General features: G+C 66.4%; 15 protein-coding genes. 2 read left to right on the forward strand and 13 right to left on the reverse strand.

The genetic code is table 11. The features are described from left to right. Positions 1-77: 77 nt before the first annotated feature. From FHT38_RS18970 to FHT38_RS19015, 10 genes are all read right to left on the reverse strand, one after another. A complete protein-coding gene (locus tag FHT38_RS18970; protein WP_183492888.1) occupies positions 78-779 on the reverse strand; it encodes a transposase in 702 nt (233 codons plus the stop codon). An 87-nt stretch (positions 780-866) separates the two neighbouring features. Further along, on the reverse strand, positions 867-2,000 hold the full coding sequence (locus FHT38_RS18975; protein ID WP_183493594.1) for a deoxyguanosinetriphosphate triphosphohydrolase: 1,134 nt from the start codon (positions 1,998-2,000) through the stop codon (positions 867-869). A gap of 21 nt (positions 2,001-2,021) precedes the next feature. Further along, positions 2,022-3,167: a 3-dehydroquinate synthase gene (gene aroB / locus FHT38_RS18980; protein ID WP_183492889.1), complete on the reverse strand. Its 1,146-nt coding sequence runs from the start codon at positions 3,165-3,167 to the stop codon at positions 2,022-2,024. Beyond that, a complete protein-coding gene (locus tag FHT38_RS18985; protein ID WP_183493595.1) occupies positions 3,148-3,753 on the reverse strand; it encodes a shikimate kinase in 606 nt (201 codons plus the stop codon). The genes aroB and FHT38_RS18985 overlap by 20 nt, the downstream gene beginning before the upstream one ends. After that, positions 3,750-6,029 carry a hypothetical protein gene (locus FHT38_RS18990; RefSeq protein ID WP_183492890.1) on the reverse strand — a complete coding sequence of 760 codons (2,280 nt, stop codon included), beginning with the start codon at positions 6,027-6,029 and terminating at the stop codon, positions 3,750-3,752. The genes FHT38_RS18985 and FHT38_RS18990 overlap by 4 nt, the downstream gene beginning before the upstream one ends. 167 nt (positions 6,030-6,196) lie before the next feature. Continuing rightward, positions 6,197-8,392 carry a type IV pilus secretin PilQ gene (pilQ, locus tag FHT38_RS18995; RefSeq protein WP_183493596.1) on the reverse strand — a complete coding sequence of 732 codons (2,196 nt, stop codon included), beginning with the start codon at positions 8,390-8,392 and terminating at the stop codon, positions 6,197-6,199. A gap of 26 nt (positions 8,393-8,418) precedes the next feature. Further along, positions 8,419-8,970 carry a pilus assembly protein PilP gene (locus FHT38_RS19000; RefSeq protein ID WP_147239785.1) on the reverse strand — a complete coding sequence of 184 codons (552 nt, stop codon included), beginning with the start codon at positions 8,968-8,970 and terminating at the stop codon, positions 8,419-8,421. Continuing rightward, on the reverse strand, positions 8,970-9,677 hold the full coding sequence (locus FHT38_RS19005) for a type 4a pilus biogenesis protein PilO (protein ID WP_183492891.1): 708 nt from the start codon (positions 9,675-9,677) through the stop codon (positions 8,970-8,972). Before FHT38_RS19005 ends, FHT38_RS19000 begins: the two co-directional genes overlap by 1 nt. Positions 9,678-9,684: 7 nt before the next feature. Then, complete coding sequence (locus FHT38_RS19010) at positions 9,685-10,293, reverse strand: PilN domain-containing protein (RefSeq protein ID WP_183492892.1); 609 nt, start codon at positions 10,291-10,293, stop codon at positions 9,685-9,687. After that, entirely contained in the window at positions 10,290-11,369 is a 1,080-nt protein-coding gene (locus FHT38_RS19015; protein WP_091731533.1) for a pilus assembly protein PilM, read from the reverse strand. The genes FHT38_RS19010 and FHT38_RS19015 overlap by 4 nt, the downstream gene beginning before the upstream one ends. Before the next feature lie 441 nt (positions 11,370-11,810). Between FHT38_RS19015 and FHT38_RS19020 the strand changes: the two genes are divergently transcribed. Next, the gene (locus FHT38_RS19020; RefSeq protein ID WP_183492893.1) at positions 11,811-14,252 is read left to right on the forward strand and encodes a penicillin-binding protein 1A; all 2,442 of its coding nucleotides are present in this window, start codon (positions 11,811-11,813) and stop codon (positions 14,250-14,252) included. A gap of 100 nt (positions 14,253-14,352) precedes the next feature. On the opposite strand, the gene cyaY is transcribed toward FHT38_RS19020, so the two are convergent. Next, positions 14,353-14,700, reverse strand: a complete 348-nt coding sequence (gene cyaY, locus FHT38_RS19025) for an iron donor protein CyaY (protein WP_404932647.1) — start codon at positions 14,698-14,700, stop codon at positions 14,353-14,355. A gap of 117 nt (positions 14,701-14,817) precedes the next feature. On the opposite strand from cyaY, the gene FHT38_RS25460 reads away from it, so the two are divergent. After that, positions 14,818-14,955 carry an LPS translocon maturation chaperone LptM gene (locus FHT38_RS25460; protein ID WP_147239798.1) on the forward strand — a complete coding sequence of 46 codons (138 nt, stop codon included), beginning with the start codon at positions 14,818-14,820 and terminating at the stop codon, positions 14,953-14,955. 248 nt (positions 14,956-15,203) lie between these two features. Here FHT38_RS25460 and FHT38_RS19030 read toward each other — a convergent pair whose 3' ends face one another. Beyond that, on the reverse strand, positions 15,204-16,226 hold the full coding sequence (locus tag FHT38_RS19030; protein WP_183493597.1) for an ABC transporter ATP-binding protein: 1,023 nt from the start codon (positions 16,224-16,226) through the stop codon (positions 15,204-15,206). Positions 16,227-16,252: 26 nt separating this feature from the next. Beyond that, on the reverse strand, positions 16,253-17,248 hold the full coding sequence (locus FHT38_RS19035) for an ABC transporter ATP-binding protein (protein ID WP_147239789.1): 996 nt from the start codon (positions 17,246-17,248) through the stop codon (positions 16,253-16,255). Positions 17,249-17,250: the final 2 nt, after the last annotated feature.

Genomic DNA, 17,250 nt, shown 5'->3' on the forward strand with positions numbered 1-17,250 from the left:
AACTAAATGGGGTCAGTCTCGAATTACAGGATGCGTTGCGGGCGTGAGCCTATTAAATGGGGACAGATAGGCAATGATCATATTGCCTCCTCCGGCTTCACCTTGCGAGGCCGACCGCGGGGGCGCGGACTCATCGGGCGCTCGCTCAATTCGCCCAGCAGTTGCAGGAAGCGTGCCGATCCGAGCGGCCACCCTTTCAGCGCGGAGTCGATCAGCTTCTGGCGCTCGGTTTCGGTTTCGCCCTCCTCCAACCACCGACGCCAAGCCAGTTCGCGCTCGAATGGGGTGTTGCCCAGGGCCCAGAAGCCGGGCGGGTCGCTGATCAGAGGGTCGCGCCGGTGGCCGAGATGGTGCGCAGCGGAGGACCACGGGTAGTCGCCGGGATCGCCCAGCCCCGCGCGCCCCGGGTTCAGTTCAATGCTGCGCATGACTGCGAGCAGGTGGGTGTCCGCCTCCAGCGGCGCCGCGCGGAAACGGCCCTCCCACAAGGTGCCCACACGGCCGTGGCGGAGGTTGAAGGCGCTCACGTAACGTCGCCCGAGCGCCTGCATCATGCGGCTCAGGCCGTCCGTCGTGGAGGGCGTGGCCAACAGGTGCAGGTGATTCGGCATCACGACGTAGGCGTGGATCGCCACCTTGTGCGTCGCGGCGCTGTCCTGCAGCGCCGCGAGCAAGGCCTTGCGGTCTTCGTCGTCAACGACGATCGGCTGCAGGTTGTGACCGCGATGGATCAGGTGATGCAGATGGCCGGCGAGCGCCAGCCGAGGAAGTCTTGCCATGGTGGGAACGGAAGTCTGTCCCCAATTATGGCGCTGGCTGTCGATCGAGCATTCGCAGCCGCCCGAGGCGGCGTTCGCCGACGTGGATCAGGCCGCGATGAGGCGCTTGCCGGTGAGCCGCTCATGCTCCCTGAGCGCGAACCGGTCGGTCATGCCGGCGATGTAGTCGGCGCAGGCGCGGGCGTGGTCCTCGCCATCCGCGAAGTCCGCCGGCAGCCGGCCGGGATCGGTGAGGTAGATCTGGAACAGCTCTCGCAGCACCTGCTCGGCGCGGTCGCGCTGCGCCTGGACCGCCGGATGGCGATAGAGGTTCTTGAAGAGGAAACGCTTGAGCTCGGTGCTGGCCTGCCGCATGTCGGGGCTGAAGCGCACCAGCGGGCCCTTGGTGCGGGCGTCCTCGGCGTCGGCCGGCGCGGCGGCCTCGATGGCGCTGCGCGTGGCGTCGATGACGTCGTAGACCTGCTGGGACAGCATCCGGCGGATGGTCTCGGCGAGCAGTCGCTTGCCGGTCAGGTCCGGATAAGCCGACAGCGTCTCCCGCAGATAGCGATGTACCAGCGCCACCTCTTCGAGTTGCTCCAGGGTCACCAGCCCCGAGCGCACGCCGTCGTCGACATCGTGCGCGTTGTAGGCGACTTCGTCGGCCAGGTTGCAGAGTTGCGCCTCCAGGCTCGGCTGGCCGCCATGGAGGAAGCGCGCGGCGACACCGCCAGGTTCACGCTGCTCGATCCGTTCCGCGTCGCGGCGGCTGCAATGCTTGAGGATGCCCTCGCGGCTCTCGAAGCTGAGGTTCAGCCCGTCGAAAGCGGGATACCGCTGCTCCAGCTTGTCGACCACGCGCAGCGACTGCAGGTTGTGCTCGAAGCCGCCATGCGCCTTCATGCAGTCGTTCAGCACGTCCTGGCCCGCGTGACCGAAGGGCGTGTGGCCCAGGTCGTGCGCCAGGGCGATGGTCTCGATGAGGTCCTCGTCCAGGCCCAGGCTGCGCCCGATCGAACGCCCCAGCTGCGCCACCTCGAGCGAATGGGTCAGCCGGGTGCGGAACAGGTCGCCTTCATGGTTGAGGAAGACCTGCGTCTTGTAGACCAGCCGACGGAAGGCGGTGCTGTGGACGATGCGGTCGCGATCGCGCTGGAATTCGCTGCGGGTGGGCGCCGGCGCCTCGGGATGACGGCGACCGCGGCTGCGCGCGGGATCGGAGGCATAGGGCGCGCGCAGCATCGTCATCGTGGGTTGAGCTTCTCAGCGTTGTCCGGGCTCGGTGTGGGCCTCGATCACCTCGGCCACCAGCGCATCGGGGGCGCCCCGCAGGCCGGCCTTGCCCAGGGACTCGATGACGACGAAACGGATCTCGCCGCCCTCGTTCTTCTTGTCGACGCGCATCAGTTCGAGCCAGCGCTCGATCGGCATCCGCGGCGCCTTCACCGGCAGCCGGGCGCGCTCGAGCAGGCGCGTCATCCGGTCGACGAATGCTGGCGGCATCAAGCCCAGTCGTGCCGACAACTCGGACGCCAGCACCATGCCGCAGCCCACCCCTTCGCCGTGGAGCCACTCGCCGTAGCCGAGGCCGGTCTCGATCGCATGGCCGAAGGTGTGGCCGAAGTTCAAGATCGCGCGCAGGCCGCTCTCGCGCTCATCCTGGCCAACGACCCAGGCCTTGATCTCGCAGCTGCGCTTGACCGCGTGAGCCAGCGCTGACTTGTCGCGTGCGAGCAGGTCGTCGAGGTGGCGCTCGATCCAGTCGAGGAAGGTCGCATCGGCGATCGGTCCGTACTTGATGATCTCCGCCAACCCGGCGGACAACTCGCGATCGGGCAGCGTATCCAGTGTGTCGAGATCGGCCACGACACGCACCGGCTGGTAGAACGCACCGACCATGTTCTTGCCGCGCGGGTGGTTGATCGCGGTCTTGCCGCCCACCGACGAATCGACCTGCGCCAGCAAGGTGGTCGGCACCTGCACGAAGGGCACGCCGCGCATGTAGATGGCAGCCGCGAAGCCGGTCAGGTCACCGATCACGCCGCCGCCCAGCGCGTACAGCACCGTCTTGCGATCGGCCGCGCCGGCGAGCAGGTGATCGATGACCCGGTCCAGCGAGGCCCAGTTCTTGTGCTGCTCCCCATCCGGCAGGATGACCGACTCGACCTGCTTGTAATGCGGCGCCAGCTGGCGCTTCAGGCGTTCGAGGTAGAGCGGCGCGACGGTGTCATTGGTGACGATCAGCGCGACGGCCGCGCGCGGCAGGCCGGACCAGGTCGACGCGTCGTCGAAGAGTCCGGGGCCGATCTGGATGTCGTAGCGGCGATCGCCGAGATCGATGGCGACCGTGGTCGCGCCGGCGGCCAACGCCGCCGCGGAAGACGTGGAATCAGGAAGCGGAGCGGTCATTCCCGGAAGTGTACGGGGCCTCGCTCGCCCCCACGGTCGCCGCCACCCGGGCCGGATCGATCAGACCCGCGAGTTCCAGCTGCATCAGGATCATGTTGGCCAGCCCATGCACCGAAGGGCGGCTCGACTCGAGCACGAAGTGCGCGCAGCGGCGGTAGAGGGGATCGCGCTGGCCATAGAGGTCGCGCAGCTTCGCCAGCGGATTGGCCACTTGCAGCAGCGGCCGCTGGGTGTCGTGCTTCAGCCGCCGGAAGAGTTCTTCAGGCGACGAGCGAAGGTACACGACTGTCGAATGCGCCTTGAGCCGTTCGCGATTGATCTCGCGCAGCACCGCGCCGCCGCCGGTGGCCAGGATCATTTCGCGGTCCGCTCCCGCGCCTTCGAGCAAGCGCGCGATCACACGCGATTCGAGGTCCCGAAACGACGCTTCGCCCTGACGGGCGAAGTAGTCCTTGATCGACTCGCCGCCGAGATCCTTTTCGATCTCGGCGTCGGAATCGACGAAAGGCATGTCGAGCTGTCTGGCCAGCAGTCGGCCGACGGTGGATTTGCCACCGCCGGGCATGCCGACCAGGCTCAACGTCAGTCGCACGCCGCGGGAGTCCCAGGAACGGCGGCCTTGGCCACGTTCTGCGCAAACGTCACCCCAGAACCGCTGGGCGAGGTGACCGTGATGTACACAGTGCCGGAGGCAGTGGTGTCCGCGAACTTGACATCGATCGATGCGCCCGTGGGATACGACGTGCTCGGCGTGGTGGCACCGGCCTGGACCGTGACCGTCAGACCATCGCTGCCGGTCGCCGTGACCTTGGTGCCTGCCGGCATCGGATTGAAGGCCACCGGATTGTTGTCGCTGACAAAGAAGAACAGCGACAGGCTCGACGCGCCGCCCGAATAGACGACGCCCGTACCCACCGGAGCCACCTGACGGAGGTTGGGGCGAGCCGCTTCGTCCTGGGAATAGCCCAGCCAGGTCGAACGCTGCACGACGTTATTCGCGTCGCGGTAGTAGCCGTACAGACCACTGCCCTTGGGCTCCTCTCCAAAGGCGCCGAAGTCGATCAGTTCACGCTTGTCCGGGCAGGTACCGCGCAGGTTGTCCGGCGCCTTCAGACCCCAGACGATGCCAGCCGTCGAGGACGAGAAGACCGTCTCCACCGCACGACGGACATAAGCCTTGCCCTGGACGGCATCGCAGGTGTTCGGCACATACGGCGTGTAGGCGGAGAACTTGAACAGCGAGGTGGCCGGCTGCGTCAGCACGTTGTTCGGATCATTCGAGCAGACGTTGGTTCCGGTGCTGTCGTTCTGCTTGATGAACTGATCGGTATTGCTGTAGTGGTTGTTGTACAGGCGGTCCAGGAACACCGAGCCGAGGTTCTGGAACTGCTCGCCGGCGTCGTAGACGTTGTTGCCGTTCTGGTCGATGAAGGACTCTTCACCCAGCGCGTAGGCCAGCACTGTGACCCGTCCGTCAGCCGGACGCGGTTCAGATGAGACAAAGTTCGACGTGGCGCGAGAGATGCCGCTGGCGTCCTTGGCGGTGAACACCGTGTTCACCACCTGGCCGGCTTCCGACACGAAGTTGATCGCCGTGCCGTCCGGCACCGGGTTGCCCAGGCGGTCGGACGCGATGATCGAATAGGTGTTTGCCGTGCCGTCACGGCTGCCGCCTTCGATGTTGATCGTCCCCTGAGCCAGCGAGAAGTTCAGTTGCGAAGGCAGACCGACCGCGATGGACAGGGCGCTGGACACGGTGGAGATCGACGTGCCCTTGAGGGTCGCGGACACCCGGACCGGCGTCGGCACCGTGCCGGAATTGACCCGGACCACCACGTCGCCGTTGTTGTCGGTGTTCTTGGTGATCGTCGTCTGCGTTGCACCATCCAGCGTCAGACCACCGGACCAGATGTTGGCGGTCAGGTCGATCGGCTGGTTCGGCACGCCGTTGCCGCTCGCGTCCACCAGTCGGAAGGTCACGTTCGCGAACTCGGTGTAGCCCGACCCCTTCAGGTAGATCGTCTGGGTCGCGTTGCTGGTGGACTGGATGCTCTGGGCCGAGGGCTTGCCCAGATTCAGCGACAAGGACTGCGTGGCAGCACTGCCGGCGATGGTCGCTTGATAGGTGTCAGTGTTCTGGAAACTGCCGCAGCTGTTGTCGCGGAAGCGGAAGGTCGCCACGCCGGTGCTCGTCGTCACGTTGCTGGCAGGCGTCAAGGTGCCGCGACCGGCGATGACGCAGGCCGATGTCAGCGCCACATTCACCGGCGTGCCGATGGCGGAGGAGGACAGCGCCACGGTCAGCGTGGTTTCCCCATTGGGCGGGAGCGCAGGCAAGGCCAAGTCCGACGTCAGCGAGGTGATCGTGACGTTGGTCGCCGCCAACTGGAAGCCGGCGCTCGCCGTCACACTGGCCGCGTTGACGCTTGCCGTCGCGGTAATCGTGTCGGCACCGGTGCTGGTGGCGCTGGCCGGAGACAGGGTCACCGTCGCGTCGCCGCTGTCATTGGTCAGTGCCGAGGCCGGCTCGAACTTGCCCAGATTGCCGGTGGTGGCGAACGTCACGACCGTACCCGGGATCGGAGCGCCAGTGGCGGTCCGCAGCGAAGCGGTCACCGTGGCCGGCGCGTTCGCGGTCACCGTCGACGAGGACAAAGCCAAGGTCATCGTCGGCGTGGTGACCGGCGTGGTGCCACCGCCGCCCGTGCCGCCACCGCCCACCACCGGGGTGCCGGCATCACCGCCGCCACCACCGCCGCCGCAAGCGGCCAGCACGGCCACCATCGTGGCCGTCAGCATCAGGCGGGCGGCGCCGCGCGTCATCCCGTTGCCGGCGCCGGCCACTCGTTCGATTCGCTTCATGTCTTGCTACTCCTGCGTCCGCAGCATTTGTTCTGGCCGCGGCATCCTCTCTGATATGCGCTCGCGCCGCCGGCCCTTTCCGGCTCTTGTGGCGGCATTTCTCACGCGAACGCCCTTTGGTTCATGACGGCCGTTGCAGCGAAGCGGCGCCCGAGGCGCCGCCGCGATCAGCGCGTGGCCGTGACGCGATCGCTCACCACCTTCGGCGTGATGAAGATCAGCAGTTCCGTCTTCGCCGAGCTGCGCGACTTGTTCTTGAACAGGTTGCCCAGCAGCGGGATATCGCCCAGGTACGGGACCTTGTTCTCGGTCTCGAGGTCTTCCTGCGTGTAGATGCCGCCGATCACCACCGTGCCGCCGTTCTCCACCAGCACCAGCGTCTGCACATGCTTGTTGTTGATCGCGTAGCCTTGGGGGGTCAGCGTGCCGCGGCTGTCCTTGTTCACGTCCACCGTCAGGATGACGTTCCCTTCCGGCGTGATCTGCGGCGTGACTTCCAGCTTCAGCACGGCCTTCTTGAAGGTGATCGAAGTCGCGCCACTGGACGTTGACTGCTGGTACGGGATCTCCTCGCCCTGCTCGATCAGCGCCTTGGTCTGGTCCGCAGTCACAACGCGCGGGCTCGACACCACCTTGCCGCGGCCATCAGCCTCCAGCGCGGAGATTTCCAGGTTCAGGAACCGGTTCGCCGTGGCGCTGAACAGCGACAGCGCGAAGTTGGCCGCCGTCGCACCACCGAAGGCGTCACCCGAGACATTCGCCGGCAGGTTGACGAACTGCGAGTCGTTGTAGTTGTAGCTCGTCTGCTGGTTGGTCTGCGATCCGACCGCGGAGTAATTGCCGCCAATCGTCACGTAGTTGCTGCCACCGACGTTGTAGCCCGGGATGCCGCCCTGGCGGCCCCGCAGGTCCGAGGCGCCCAGCTTCACACCCAGCGCACGGCCGAACTTGTCGTCGGCCTCGACGATGCGGGCCTCGATCAGCACCTGACGCACCGGCACGTCGATCTTGGCGATCAGCGCCTGGATCTCTTCCAGCTTGGACGGGATGTCGCTGACGAACAGCTGGTTCGTGCGGGTCTCCCAGATCACGCTGCCACGCGGCGACAGGATGCGCGACGCGTTCGCGCTGCTGCTGCCGCCCTGGTTGTTCTGCCCGGTCAGGCCCTTGGCCACTTCCTCGGCCTTGGTGTAGTTCATCTGGAAGGACTGCGTGCGCAGCGGTTCCAGCTGGGCCACGGCCTGCTTGGCCTCGAGCTCGGCCTTCTCCTTGTTGGCCAGCTCTTCCTTCGGGGCGATCCACAGCACGTTGCCGGACTTGCGCAGTCCCAGGCCCTTGGCCTGCAGGATGATGTCCAGCGCCTGGTCCCAAGGCACGTCCTTGAGTCGCAGGGTCACGTTGCCGGTGACGGTGTCGCTGGTCACCACGTTGAAGTTGGTGAAGTCGGCGATGACCTGCAGCAGCGCGCGCACATCGATGTTCTGGAAGTTCAGGCTCAGCTTGTCGCCGCTGTAGCCCGGGCCTTGCGTCAGCTTGTTCGGGTCGACCTTCTGCGGCCGCACTTCCAGCACGAACTGGTTGTCGCTCTGGTAGGCGCTGTGCTCCCACACGCCCTTGGGCGTGACGACCAGGCGCACGCGGTCACCCTGCTGGGTTGCCGTCACCGTCTGCACCGGCGTGCCGAAATCGGTCACATCCAGCTTGCGGCGCAGGCGTTCCGGCAGCGCGCTGCGCAGGAACTCGACCACCAGGTTCTGGCCTTGCTGCTGGATGTCCACGCCGACCTGGCTGCTCGGCAGGTTCACCACGACGCGGCCCGCGCCATCATTGCCGCGACGAAAGTCGATGTCCTGCAGCGCCTGCGTGGTCGAGTTCTGGCTCGGCGCGAAATGCACCGGCTCGGTGGTCGCCGTGGCGGGGCCCGCGGCGGCGACCGTCGCGGCCGACGGCGCGGCGTCCAGGAAGATCAGCAGCGAGTTGTCCTGCAGCTGCGCGCGGTAGGTGCTCGCCTGACGCAGGTTCAGCACGACGCGGCTGCGATCGCCCGCTTGCGCCACATTGGCGGAACGCATGTTGCCGGAGTTGATCTCGACCGCATTGCGGCCCATGCCGTTGGAAACGCCCGGCAGGTCCAGCGCGATGCGCGGCGGCGCTTGCACGGCGAAGCCGCGCGGCAGTTCGGTCAGGGGTTTCGCGAGCTCGATGCGCACGATGTCGGCGCCGCCCTGCTGGGTCGAACTGATCGACCGGATCATGTTCTGGGCCCAGGCCTGCACCGGCATCAGCACCGCCAGGCTCATCGCGCAGGCCAATGCTTGCCAGCGCTTGGCGCGCCCGGCTCGTTCCCTCGTCTGGACGCTCATCGAAGCGTTCTCCACAACAGTGTTCTTCATCGTCCCTGCTCCTGAAGCTGGAGAGTACTGGTGCGTTCAATCCATTCGCCCGCAGCGTCCTGGACGACTTCTCGCAACGTGATTTCGGTCTCGCTGATCTTGGTGATGCGGCCGAAGTTCTGGCCCAGGTAGTCACCGACCCGGGCTTGATACAGCAGGTTGTCGACCCGCAGCAGTGCGTAAGGACGACCCTCGCGCGAGACGCTGCCGACCATGGCCATGCTGTCCAGCGGGAAGGCTTCCAGCGGCTCGCGACGGCGCTTCATCTCGGCCGCCAGCAGCGAGCTGGGCTGCGCCGCCTCGCGCCGCAGCGCGACCGTCAGCTTCTGGGTGCTGAAGGGGTCGACCACCGCCAGCGCCTCATAGCGCTGCGGCTGGAAGGTCTTGGGCGGCGTCAGCGGCTTGACGGTCGGGCGCGTCTGCTGGCGCTGCTCGTCCATCCACTGCTGCAGTTCGTCGGTTCCAGCGGAGCAGCCCGCCAGGGCGGCACCGACCAGGACGAGACCCAGCAGGCCTCGCGTGCGGTCGGAAGAGCGAACGAGGCGCATCATTTCTTCTTCTCCGCGGCCGCCGCAGCCTTCTTCTGCTCCGCGACCTCGTTGGGGTCGAGGTAGCGATAGGTCCGCGCGGTGGCTTCCATCGTCAGGGTCGCGTTGGTGTCGGTGCGCGGCGGCGCGTTCTGTCCGCCGGTCGCTCCGGGCGCGAGGATCGACATGTCGTGCAGCGTCACGATCCGGGACAGGTTGGACACGTCCGCGGTGAACGAACCGATGTCGTGATAGCGACCCGTCACCTTGATCGCGATCGGCTGCTCGGCGTAGTAGTCGCGCATGACGATGCCGCCCGGGCGGAACAGCTCGAACTGGAGCCCGCGGCCCAGGCCCGCCTGGTTGATGTCCGACAGCAGCGCATCCATCTCGGCCTTGCCGGGCAGCTGCTTCTCGAGCTGCAGGACGTACTCCTCGACCTGGCTCTTCTGCTTGCGCAACTCCGGCAGGTTCACGGCCTGCGTCAGCTTGCTGTTGAAGTCTTCCTTGAGCTGCGGTTCCTTCTCGCGCTCGGCGTCGAGCGCCGACTGCTCATCCGACAGCACCGCGAACCAGCTCAGCACGACGGTGAGCAGCGCCACCACGATGAACGACACGTAACGCGGCGCCGGCGGCCACTGGCCGGGCTCCTGCATGTTCAGGTTCTGGAACTGGCTGGAGAAGTCCGCGAACCAGGCGTTGAGGTCCAGGTTTTTCAACGTTGCCATGGGGTCCTCACGACTTCTTCGGCGCAGCGCCGGCGCCGCTGGCCGCGCCCGCGGCGGCTTCGGGATTCGCGCTCTTGATGCCGACCTTGATCGAGAAATCGTAGAGGCGGCGGGGATCGCGCGGGTTCACCGGCGCGGCCTTGATCTCGACGAGATCCGGAGCTTCGACCCATTCAGCACGGCTGAGATTGCGCAGCATCTCGGACACGCGCTCATTGGACGCCGCCACGCCGGCGATCACGACGACCTTGTTGGTCTGACGCACCGACTGCAGGAACACCCCTTCCGGCGTGAACTGGGCCAGCTCGTTGAGCAGGTGGACCGGCGTGTTGCGATCGCTTTGCAGGTTTTCCACCGCGCGCTGGCGGGCACGCAGTGCCTCGATCTCGGCGCGCAGCGTCGCGATGTCCTTGATCTGCGTGTCGAGCTTGGTGATCTCGGCCTTCAGATAGTCATTGCGCTCCGCCTGGGCGGCGGTCAGTTGCTGCAGCAGCAGGTAGATGAACGCGGCGATCAGCAGACCGACGACGAAGGACATTCCCAGCCCGACGAAGAACGCGGCCTTGCGGCGCTTGCGCTTCTCCTCGCGGTGCGGGAGCAGGTTGATCAGAATCACTGAAAGAACCTCCGCATGGCGAGGCCGCAGGCCGTCAGGTACGCAGGGGCTTCACGGCGCAGCTTGGACTCGCGCACCGCGGACCCGAGCACCATGTTCTCGAACGGGTTCACCACCATGCAGGCAAAGCCGGTCAGTTCGGTCACCCGTTCCTTCAGGCCCGGCAGCGTGGCGGTGCCGCCGGCCAGCATCACGTAGTGGACCTTGTGGTGCGGGGTGCTGGTGAAGAAGTACTGCAGCGCCCGGCCGATCTCCTGGGACAGGGAATCGACGAACGGCGTCAGCACCTGGGGCTCATAGTCATCAGGCATTTCGCCGCTGAGCTTCTTCTGCTCGGCCTCCTCGAACGAGAAGCCGTACTGGCGCGAGATCAGCTGCGTCAGCTGCGAACCGCCGAAGGCTTGGTCACGGTCGTAGAGCATTTCGTCGTCGCGCAGCACCTTCAGCGAGGTGGTGTCGGCGCCGATCTCGAACAGCGCGACGAGCGCGTCCTTGCCCTCGTTGGGCAGCGTCTCGACCAGCCGACCCACCGCCATGCGGGAAGCATGCGACTCGATGTCCAGCACGACGGGCTTGAGGCCGGCGGCCTCCGCGAGCGCCTGCCGATCCTGCACGCGGTCCTTGCGGGACGCGGCGATCAGCACCTCGACGTCGCCCACCGACGTGGGGCTGGGGCCGATGACGCAGAAGTCCAGCGACACCTCGTCCAGCGAGAACGGGATGTACTGGTTGGCTTCGGCCTCGACCTGCAGCTCGAGTTCTTCCTCGCGGAGCCCCGCGGGAAGCATGATCTTCTTGGTGATCACCGAGCTCTGCGGCATCGCCAGCGCGGCCTGCCGCGTACGGCTGCCGCTTCGGGTGACCACCCGCCGAACCGCGTCCGCGACCTCGTCGAATTTCTCGATCTGGCCGTCGGTAATCCAGCCCTTTTCAAATGGCTCGGTCGCGAAACGTTCCAAAACGTATTCGCCACTCGAGTTTTGACTCAATTCCACAAGCTTGACACTGGACGATGAGATGTCCAGGCCAATCATGGGTGGATGCGCACGTCCGCGCAGTAGATCCAACAGCCCCATGATGCGTTCCCCCAACGCGCCGCTCATGCGCCGGTTTGTTAATAAGTTACTTGAATGCTATCAGCAAAGCCTTTGTCAGCCCAAGGCAAAGCGGTCACAGCAAGTAACGCAGCGTTGCGTAACATACACGCCACCGAGGGGTGGTAAAGCGTCGAAAAATGCGCTTTCGACACCCCATTCCGTACGGTTTCGCGGCAGATTTCCGCTTTGCCCAATTCCCCTTTCGACCACCTTGTGAGGGATGTCTCGCGGGGAGGAAAAGGCAGCCGCGCAGTGTCCGCGAAAGTCCCGACAACTCCTGTAACAGTCAAGGGTGGTGGTCCGGGACGCGTCGGGCCGGCTCCGAGGCCGTTCCTATAATCGCCGCTCGCGGCCCGCATCGTCACCCGTAGAGGCCCTGATAGGGCGCGGCCAGGCACGCAAGATTGCACACTCCGGCCCATGCCCTCGAAGCATTCCTCCGACAACGAACCCTCCTTCGACGCCCCCTCCGATGCCGGCAAGGGCGCCGCTTCCAAGCCAGACAAGGGCGACTCCCCCCGCAAGAAGGCCAAGGGGGGAGACAAAGCCCGGCGTCCCTGGTTCGTTCGAGCGCTGGGATGGCTGGTCGGGCTGATCCTGGCCGGCGCGGGCGCGGTGGTGCTGCTGGTGGGCATGGCCCTGGCGATTGCCTATCCGCAACTGCCCGACATCAGCGGGCTGACGGACTACCGCCCCAAGCTCCCGCTGCGCGTGCTCTCCAGCGAGGGTCAGTTGCTGGCCGAGTACGGCGAGGAGCGCCGCAGCTACTCCGACATCCGCGAGATCCCCAAGGTGATGCAGGACGCGATCCTGGCCATCGAGGACGCGCGCTTCTACCAGCACGGTGGCGTGGATTACCTGGGCGTGATCCGTGCCGGCCTGGCCAACGTCAGCGAGTCCAAGAGCCAGGGGGCGTCCACCATCACGATGCAGGTGGCCCGCAACTTCTATCTCTCCACCGAGAAGACCTTCACCCGCAAGATCTACGAGATCCTGCTGGCGCTGAAGATCGAGAGCGCGCTGCCCAAGGAGAAGATCCTCGAGATCTACATGAACCAGATCTTCCTGGGACACCGGGCCTACGGGTTCGCGGCGGCCAGCGAGGTCTATTTCGGCAAGCCGCTCAAGGATCTGTCCATCGCCGAGGCCGCGATGCTGGCCGGGTTGCCGAAAGCACCATCTGCTTACAACCCGATCAACAATCCGCGCCGGGCAGTGTTGCGCCAGCAATACATCATCGACCGGATGCTGGAAATGGGCTTCATCACGCCCGAGCAGCACGCCCAGGCGAAGGCTGAAAAGCTGCGCATCCGCCCGCCGCAGGAAGCGGCCAGCCACGCCGAGTACGTGGCCGAGCTGGCGCGCCAACTGATCTTCAGCCAATACGGCGACGAGGCCTACACCCGCGGCCTGAACGTCTACCTGACGCTGCACGCCGACGAACAGGAGCGCGCCTACCGGGCGCTGCGCCGCGGGATCATGGATTACGAGCGGCGGCAGGTGTATCGCGGTCCCGAGGCTTACGTGGACCTGCCGGCCGACCCCAAGGAGTTGGACACCCGGATTGCCGAGGCGCTTTCCGACCACCCCGCCAATGACGAGTTGCTGGCGGCCGTGGTGCTGGAAGCCAGCCCCAAGCAGGTCGTGGCGGCGCTGCAGAGCGGTGAGTCGGTGACGATCACCGGCGATGGCCTCAAGCCGGCGACCTCCGGCCTGTCCGAGAAGGGCAATCCCAAGACGCGCATCCGACGCGGCGCAGTGATCCGTGTGATCAAGCTGGTCAAGAACAACAAGGACGAGTGGACGATCACCCAGTTGCCGGAAGTCGAAGGCGCGATGGTGGCGCTCAGTCCGAAGGACGGCAGCGTGCGCGCGCTGGTGGGTGGCTTCGACTACAACAAGAACAAGTTCAACCACGTCACGCAGGCGTGGCGACAACCCGGCTCGAGCTTCAAGCCGTTCATCTATTCGGCGGCGCTGGAAAAGGGCTTCAACGGCGCCACCATCGTCAATGACGGCCCGCTGTTCTTCGACGCCACGACCACGGGCAGCCAGCCTTGGGAGCCGAAGAACTACGACGGCCAGTTCGATGGCCCGATGCCGCTGCGGCGAGCGTTGGCGAAGTCCAAGAACATGGTGTCGATCCGGGTGCTGCAGTCGGTGGGCGTCAAGTACGCGCAGGACTGGATCACGCGCTTCGGTTTCGATGCGGACAAGCACCCGGCCTACCTCACGATGGCACTGGGCGCCGGCTCGGTGACGCCGATGCAGATGGCGCAGGCGTATTCAGTGTTCGCCAACGGCGGCTACCGGATCGCGCCGCAACTGGTGCAGCGCATCACCGACCACGCCGGACGCGTGCTGTATCAGCAGCAAGCGAAGCCCTTCGAGGATTCGCAGCGCGCAATCGAGCCGCGCAACGCCTTCCTGATGGACAGCCTGCTGCAGGAGGTGGCGCGCAGCGGGACGGCGGCACGCACGCAGGCCACGCTCAAGCGGCCCGACATCTACGGCAAGACCGGCACCACCAATGATTCGATGGACGCCTGGTTCGCGGGCTTCCAGCCGGACCTCGTCTCGGTCGTCTGGATCGGCTACGACCAGCCTCGCAAGCTGGGCGACCGCGAGACCGGCGGCGGTCTCGCGCTGCCGGTGTGGATCGAGTTCATGCAGTACGCGTTGCGCAACACCCCGGTGCAGGAGATCCAGCCACCCGAAGGGGTGGTCAACGTCAATGGCGAGTGGTTCTACGACGAGTTCACCAACAACAACGGGGTGAAGGCGCTTGGCAACGAGGAGCATGTGCCGACGTCCGGCACCGAGGAAGAGAAGAAGAGCATCCTCGACCTCTTCAAGCGCTGAGCGGCCTGGCCGCCCCCAAATGCGAAGGCGCCCCGCGGGGCGCCTTTTTCATGCTGTGCTCATGCCGGGCCTTGCGGCGCAGGCATCCCGAGGTGGGCAATCAGACGCCGATGAACTTCAGCGCCTTGGCGCCGTGGTGGGAGGCTTCCTCGGACAGCCGGGCGAAGAATTCCTGGCCGTCCTTGGTATCGCGCCAGTGGCCGTCGACGAATTTGAAGTGGTAGCCGCCGCGACGCGACGCGAGCCAGAGCTCGTGCAGCGGTGGCTGCGTGTTCACGACGATCTTGCTGCGATCCGGGAACTGCAGTTCCAGAAGTCCGCCGGTCCGATGCTGGTCGACGTCGATGACGTCGTCGTCGAGCCAGGCGTCGATCGTGGATTCGATGCTGGCCAGCACGGCGTCGGTGCGTGCGTCGTATTCGGCGTCGGTCAGCGGGGTAGCGGTCATGTGCAGCGGGAGGCGGACTCGCTAGACTGCGAGCCCATGAAGAACGTGAAGACGCGAAGTGTAGGCGCAGCCTGCCGGCCCGCTCGTCGTGGCGCCTCCAAGGCCCTGACGACCTTGATGTTGTGCGCCGCGCTGGCCCTCACGGCCTGCGGCCAGAAGCGCCCGCTGCAGCTCCCCCAGCACGCCAAGCACCCGCCCGCGGCCGCCGCCGCTCCCGCGCAGCCAGCCGCCTCGGCCGCCAGCGCCCCGAACTGACGCCATCTCACCCCGCCCCGCCCACACCCTCTCGAAGTCCTCGCCGTCCTCACCGAAGTCCTCGTTCTCACTTCGTGGGCAGGGCCGGGGCCGGCGACGAAGTCGTGCCGTCCAGACTGACTGGGCGCGTTCTGTCTGACCAAAGCGAGCCGCAGGCGAGCGGCGGGAGTTGAGCGCCTGAGGCACGACGGGAGTCGCCGGCCCCGGCCCTGCCCACGCCGCTCACCAGCCGAAGTAGGCCCCGGTCATCAGATCCTCCCCTCCTCCACCGCATGGCAAGCGACCCGAACGCTGTTGAGTGCCAGCAGCTTGGGCCGCTCCGCACTGCAGCGCGCATTCGCATGCGGGCACCGCGGATGGAAGCTGCACCCGCTGGGGGGATTGAGCGGATTCGGCACTTCTCCCTGAACGGGTGTCCGCGCCCGTCCTGACATGTGGATGTCGGGAATCGCGTCCAGCAGCATGCGGGTATACGGATGGCGCGGCGTGGCGAACAGTGCGCGCTTGTCTGCCTGTTCAACCAGCCGCCCGAGGTACATGACGCCGACCTGGTCTGCGACATGCCGTACCACGGCGAGATTGTGGGAGATGAAGAGGTAGGTCAGTCCCTGCTTGCGCTGCAGGTCTTTCATGATGTTGAGGACTTGCGCCTGGACTGAGACGTCGAGCGCCGAGGTGGGCTCGTCGCAGACGAGGAACTCTGGTTCCGTGGCCAGTGCCCGGGCGATCGAGATGCGTTGCCGCTGCCCGCCGGAGAACTGATGCGGGAACTTCTCCGCGTCGGCTGGCGAGAGGCCTACGGACTGCAGCAACTCGCCGACGCGGCGTTTGAGTCCATCGGCATCGCGTACCAGGCCGTGCTCGCGCAGCGGCTCCGCGACGATGTCCTGCACTTTCCAGCGCGGGTTCAGGCTCGCATAGGGGTCCTGGAAGATCATCTGCATCCGGCGTCGCAAGGCCAGTGCCTTCGGGCCTTTCAGCGTGGTCGCGATGTCCTCGCCGTCGAAGCGCACTTCGCCCTGGGTCGGGGTGTACAGGCCCACCAGCAGGCGGGCGACGGTGCTCTTGCCGCATCCGGACTCGCCGACCAGTGCGAGCGTGCGGCCTTTTTCGATCGTGAAGCTGACGCCGTCCACCGCATGCACGAACTGCCGCGGCTTGCGCTCGACCACGCGGTTCAGCCACGGGGCCGACACGTCGAAGGTCTTGGCCAGCTCGCGCACCTCGACAAGCGCGGTACCGGGCGTCGTCGCCGCCGCATTGGCATCCATCAAGTGGGACGTCTCCGTCATCACGGTCATGCAACACCTCCCTGCACGGTGGCCAGGTCAGCCGCGTGCAGCCAGCAGGCCGCGTCGGTGGCGGCGGCCTTCATCAGTTCAGGGCGCTGCTGATGGCAGCGATCGAAGGCTTTCGGGCAGCGCGGATGGAAGGCACAGCCGGTCGGGATCGCATTGAGGCGAGGCATCGCGCCGTCGATCTGCACCAGCCGCTCGCGGTCCTCGTCCATCGCCGGGATCGAGCCCATCAGGCCCGAGGTGTAGGGATGGCCGGGGCGATGGATCACCTCCTGCACCGGACCGATCTCGGCCACGCGCCCGGCGTACATCACCGCCACGCGATCGCAGGTCTCGGCGATGACGCCCATGTCGTGGGTGACCAGCATCACCGCCGCGCCCTGCTCGCGGCATACCCGCTTGAGCAAGGCGATGATCTGCGCCTGGATGGACACGTCCAGCGCGGTCGTCGGCTCGTCCGCCACGATCAGCTTCGGATCCGCCGCCAGCGCCAGGGCGATCACCACGCGCTGCCGCATGCCGCCGGAGAACTGGTGCGGGTACTGGTCCACCCGAGCCTCGGGCGCCGGAATGCCGGTCGCGGCCAGCAACTCGATCGCGCGGGCGCGTGCCTGTTTGGCCGTCAGCCCCAGGTGGGTCGTGATGGTCTCCACCAACTGGCGACCCACGGTGTACAGCGGGTTCAGCGAAGTGAGCGGGTCCTGGAAGATCGCGCCGATCTGTCGCCCTCGGATGCGCCGCATCTGGTCGGCGGGCAGGTTGTCGATGCGCTTGCCCTCGAGGAGGATCTCGCCGCCGGCGATGCGCCCGGGCGGTTCGAGCAAACCGATGATCGCGGAGCCGGTCAGCGACTTCCCGGCGCCGGACTCGCCGACGACGCCGAGCACCTCGCCCGGCGCGATGTCGAAGGACACGTCGTCCAGCGCCAGCAGCGTGCCGCGGCGGGTCGGAAATTCCACGCGCAGGTGGCGGACTTGCAGGAGAGCTGCGGTCATGG

It is taken from the genome of Mitsuaria sp. BK041, from assembly GCF_014193085.1.
GTDB lineage: Bacteria > Pseudomonadota > Gammaproteobacteria > Burkholderiales > Burkholderiaceae_C > Roseateles.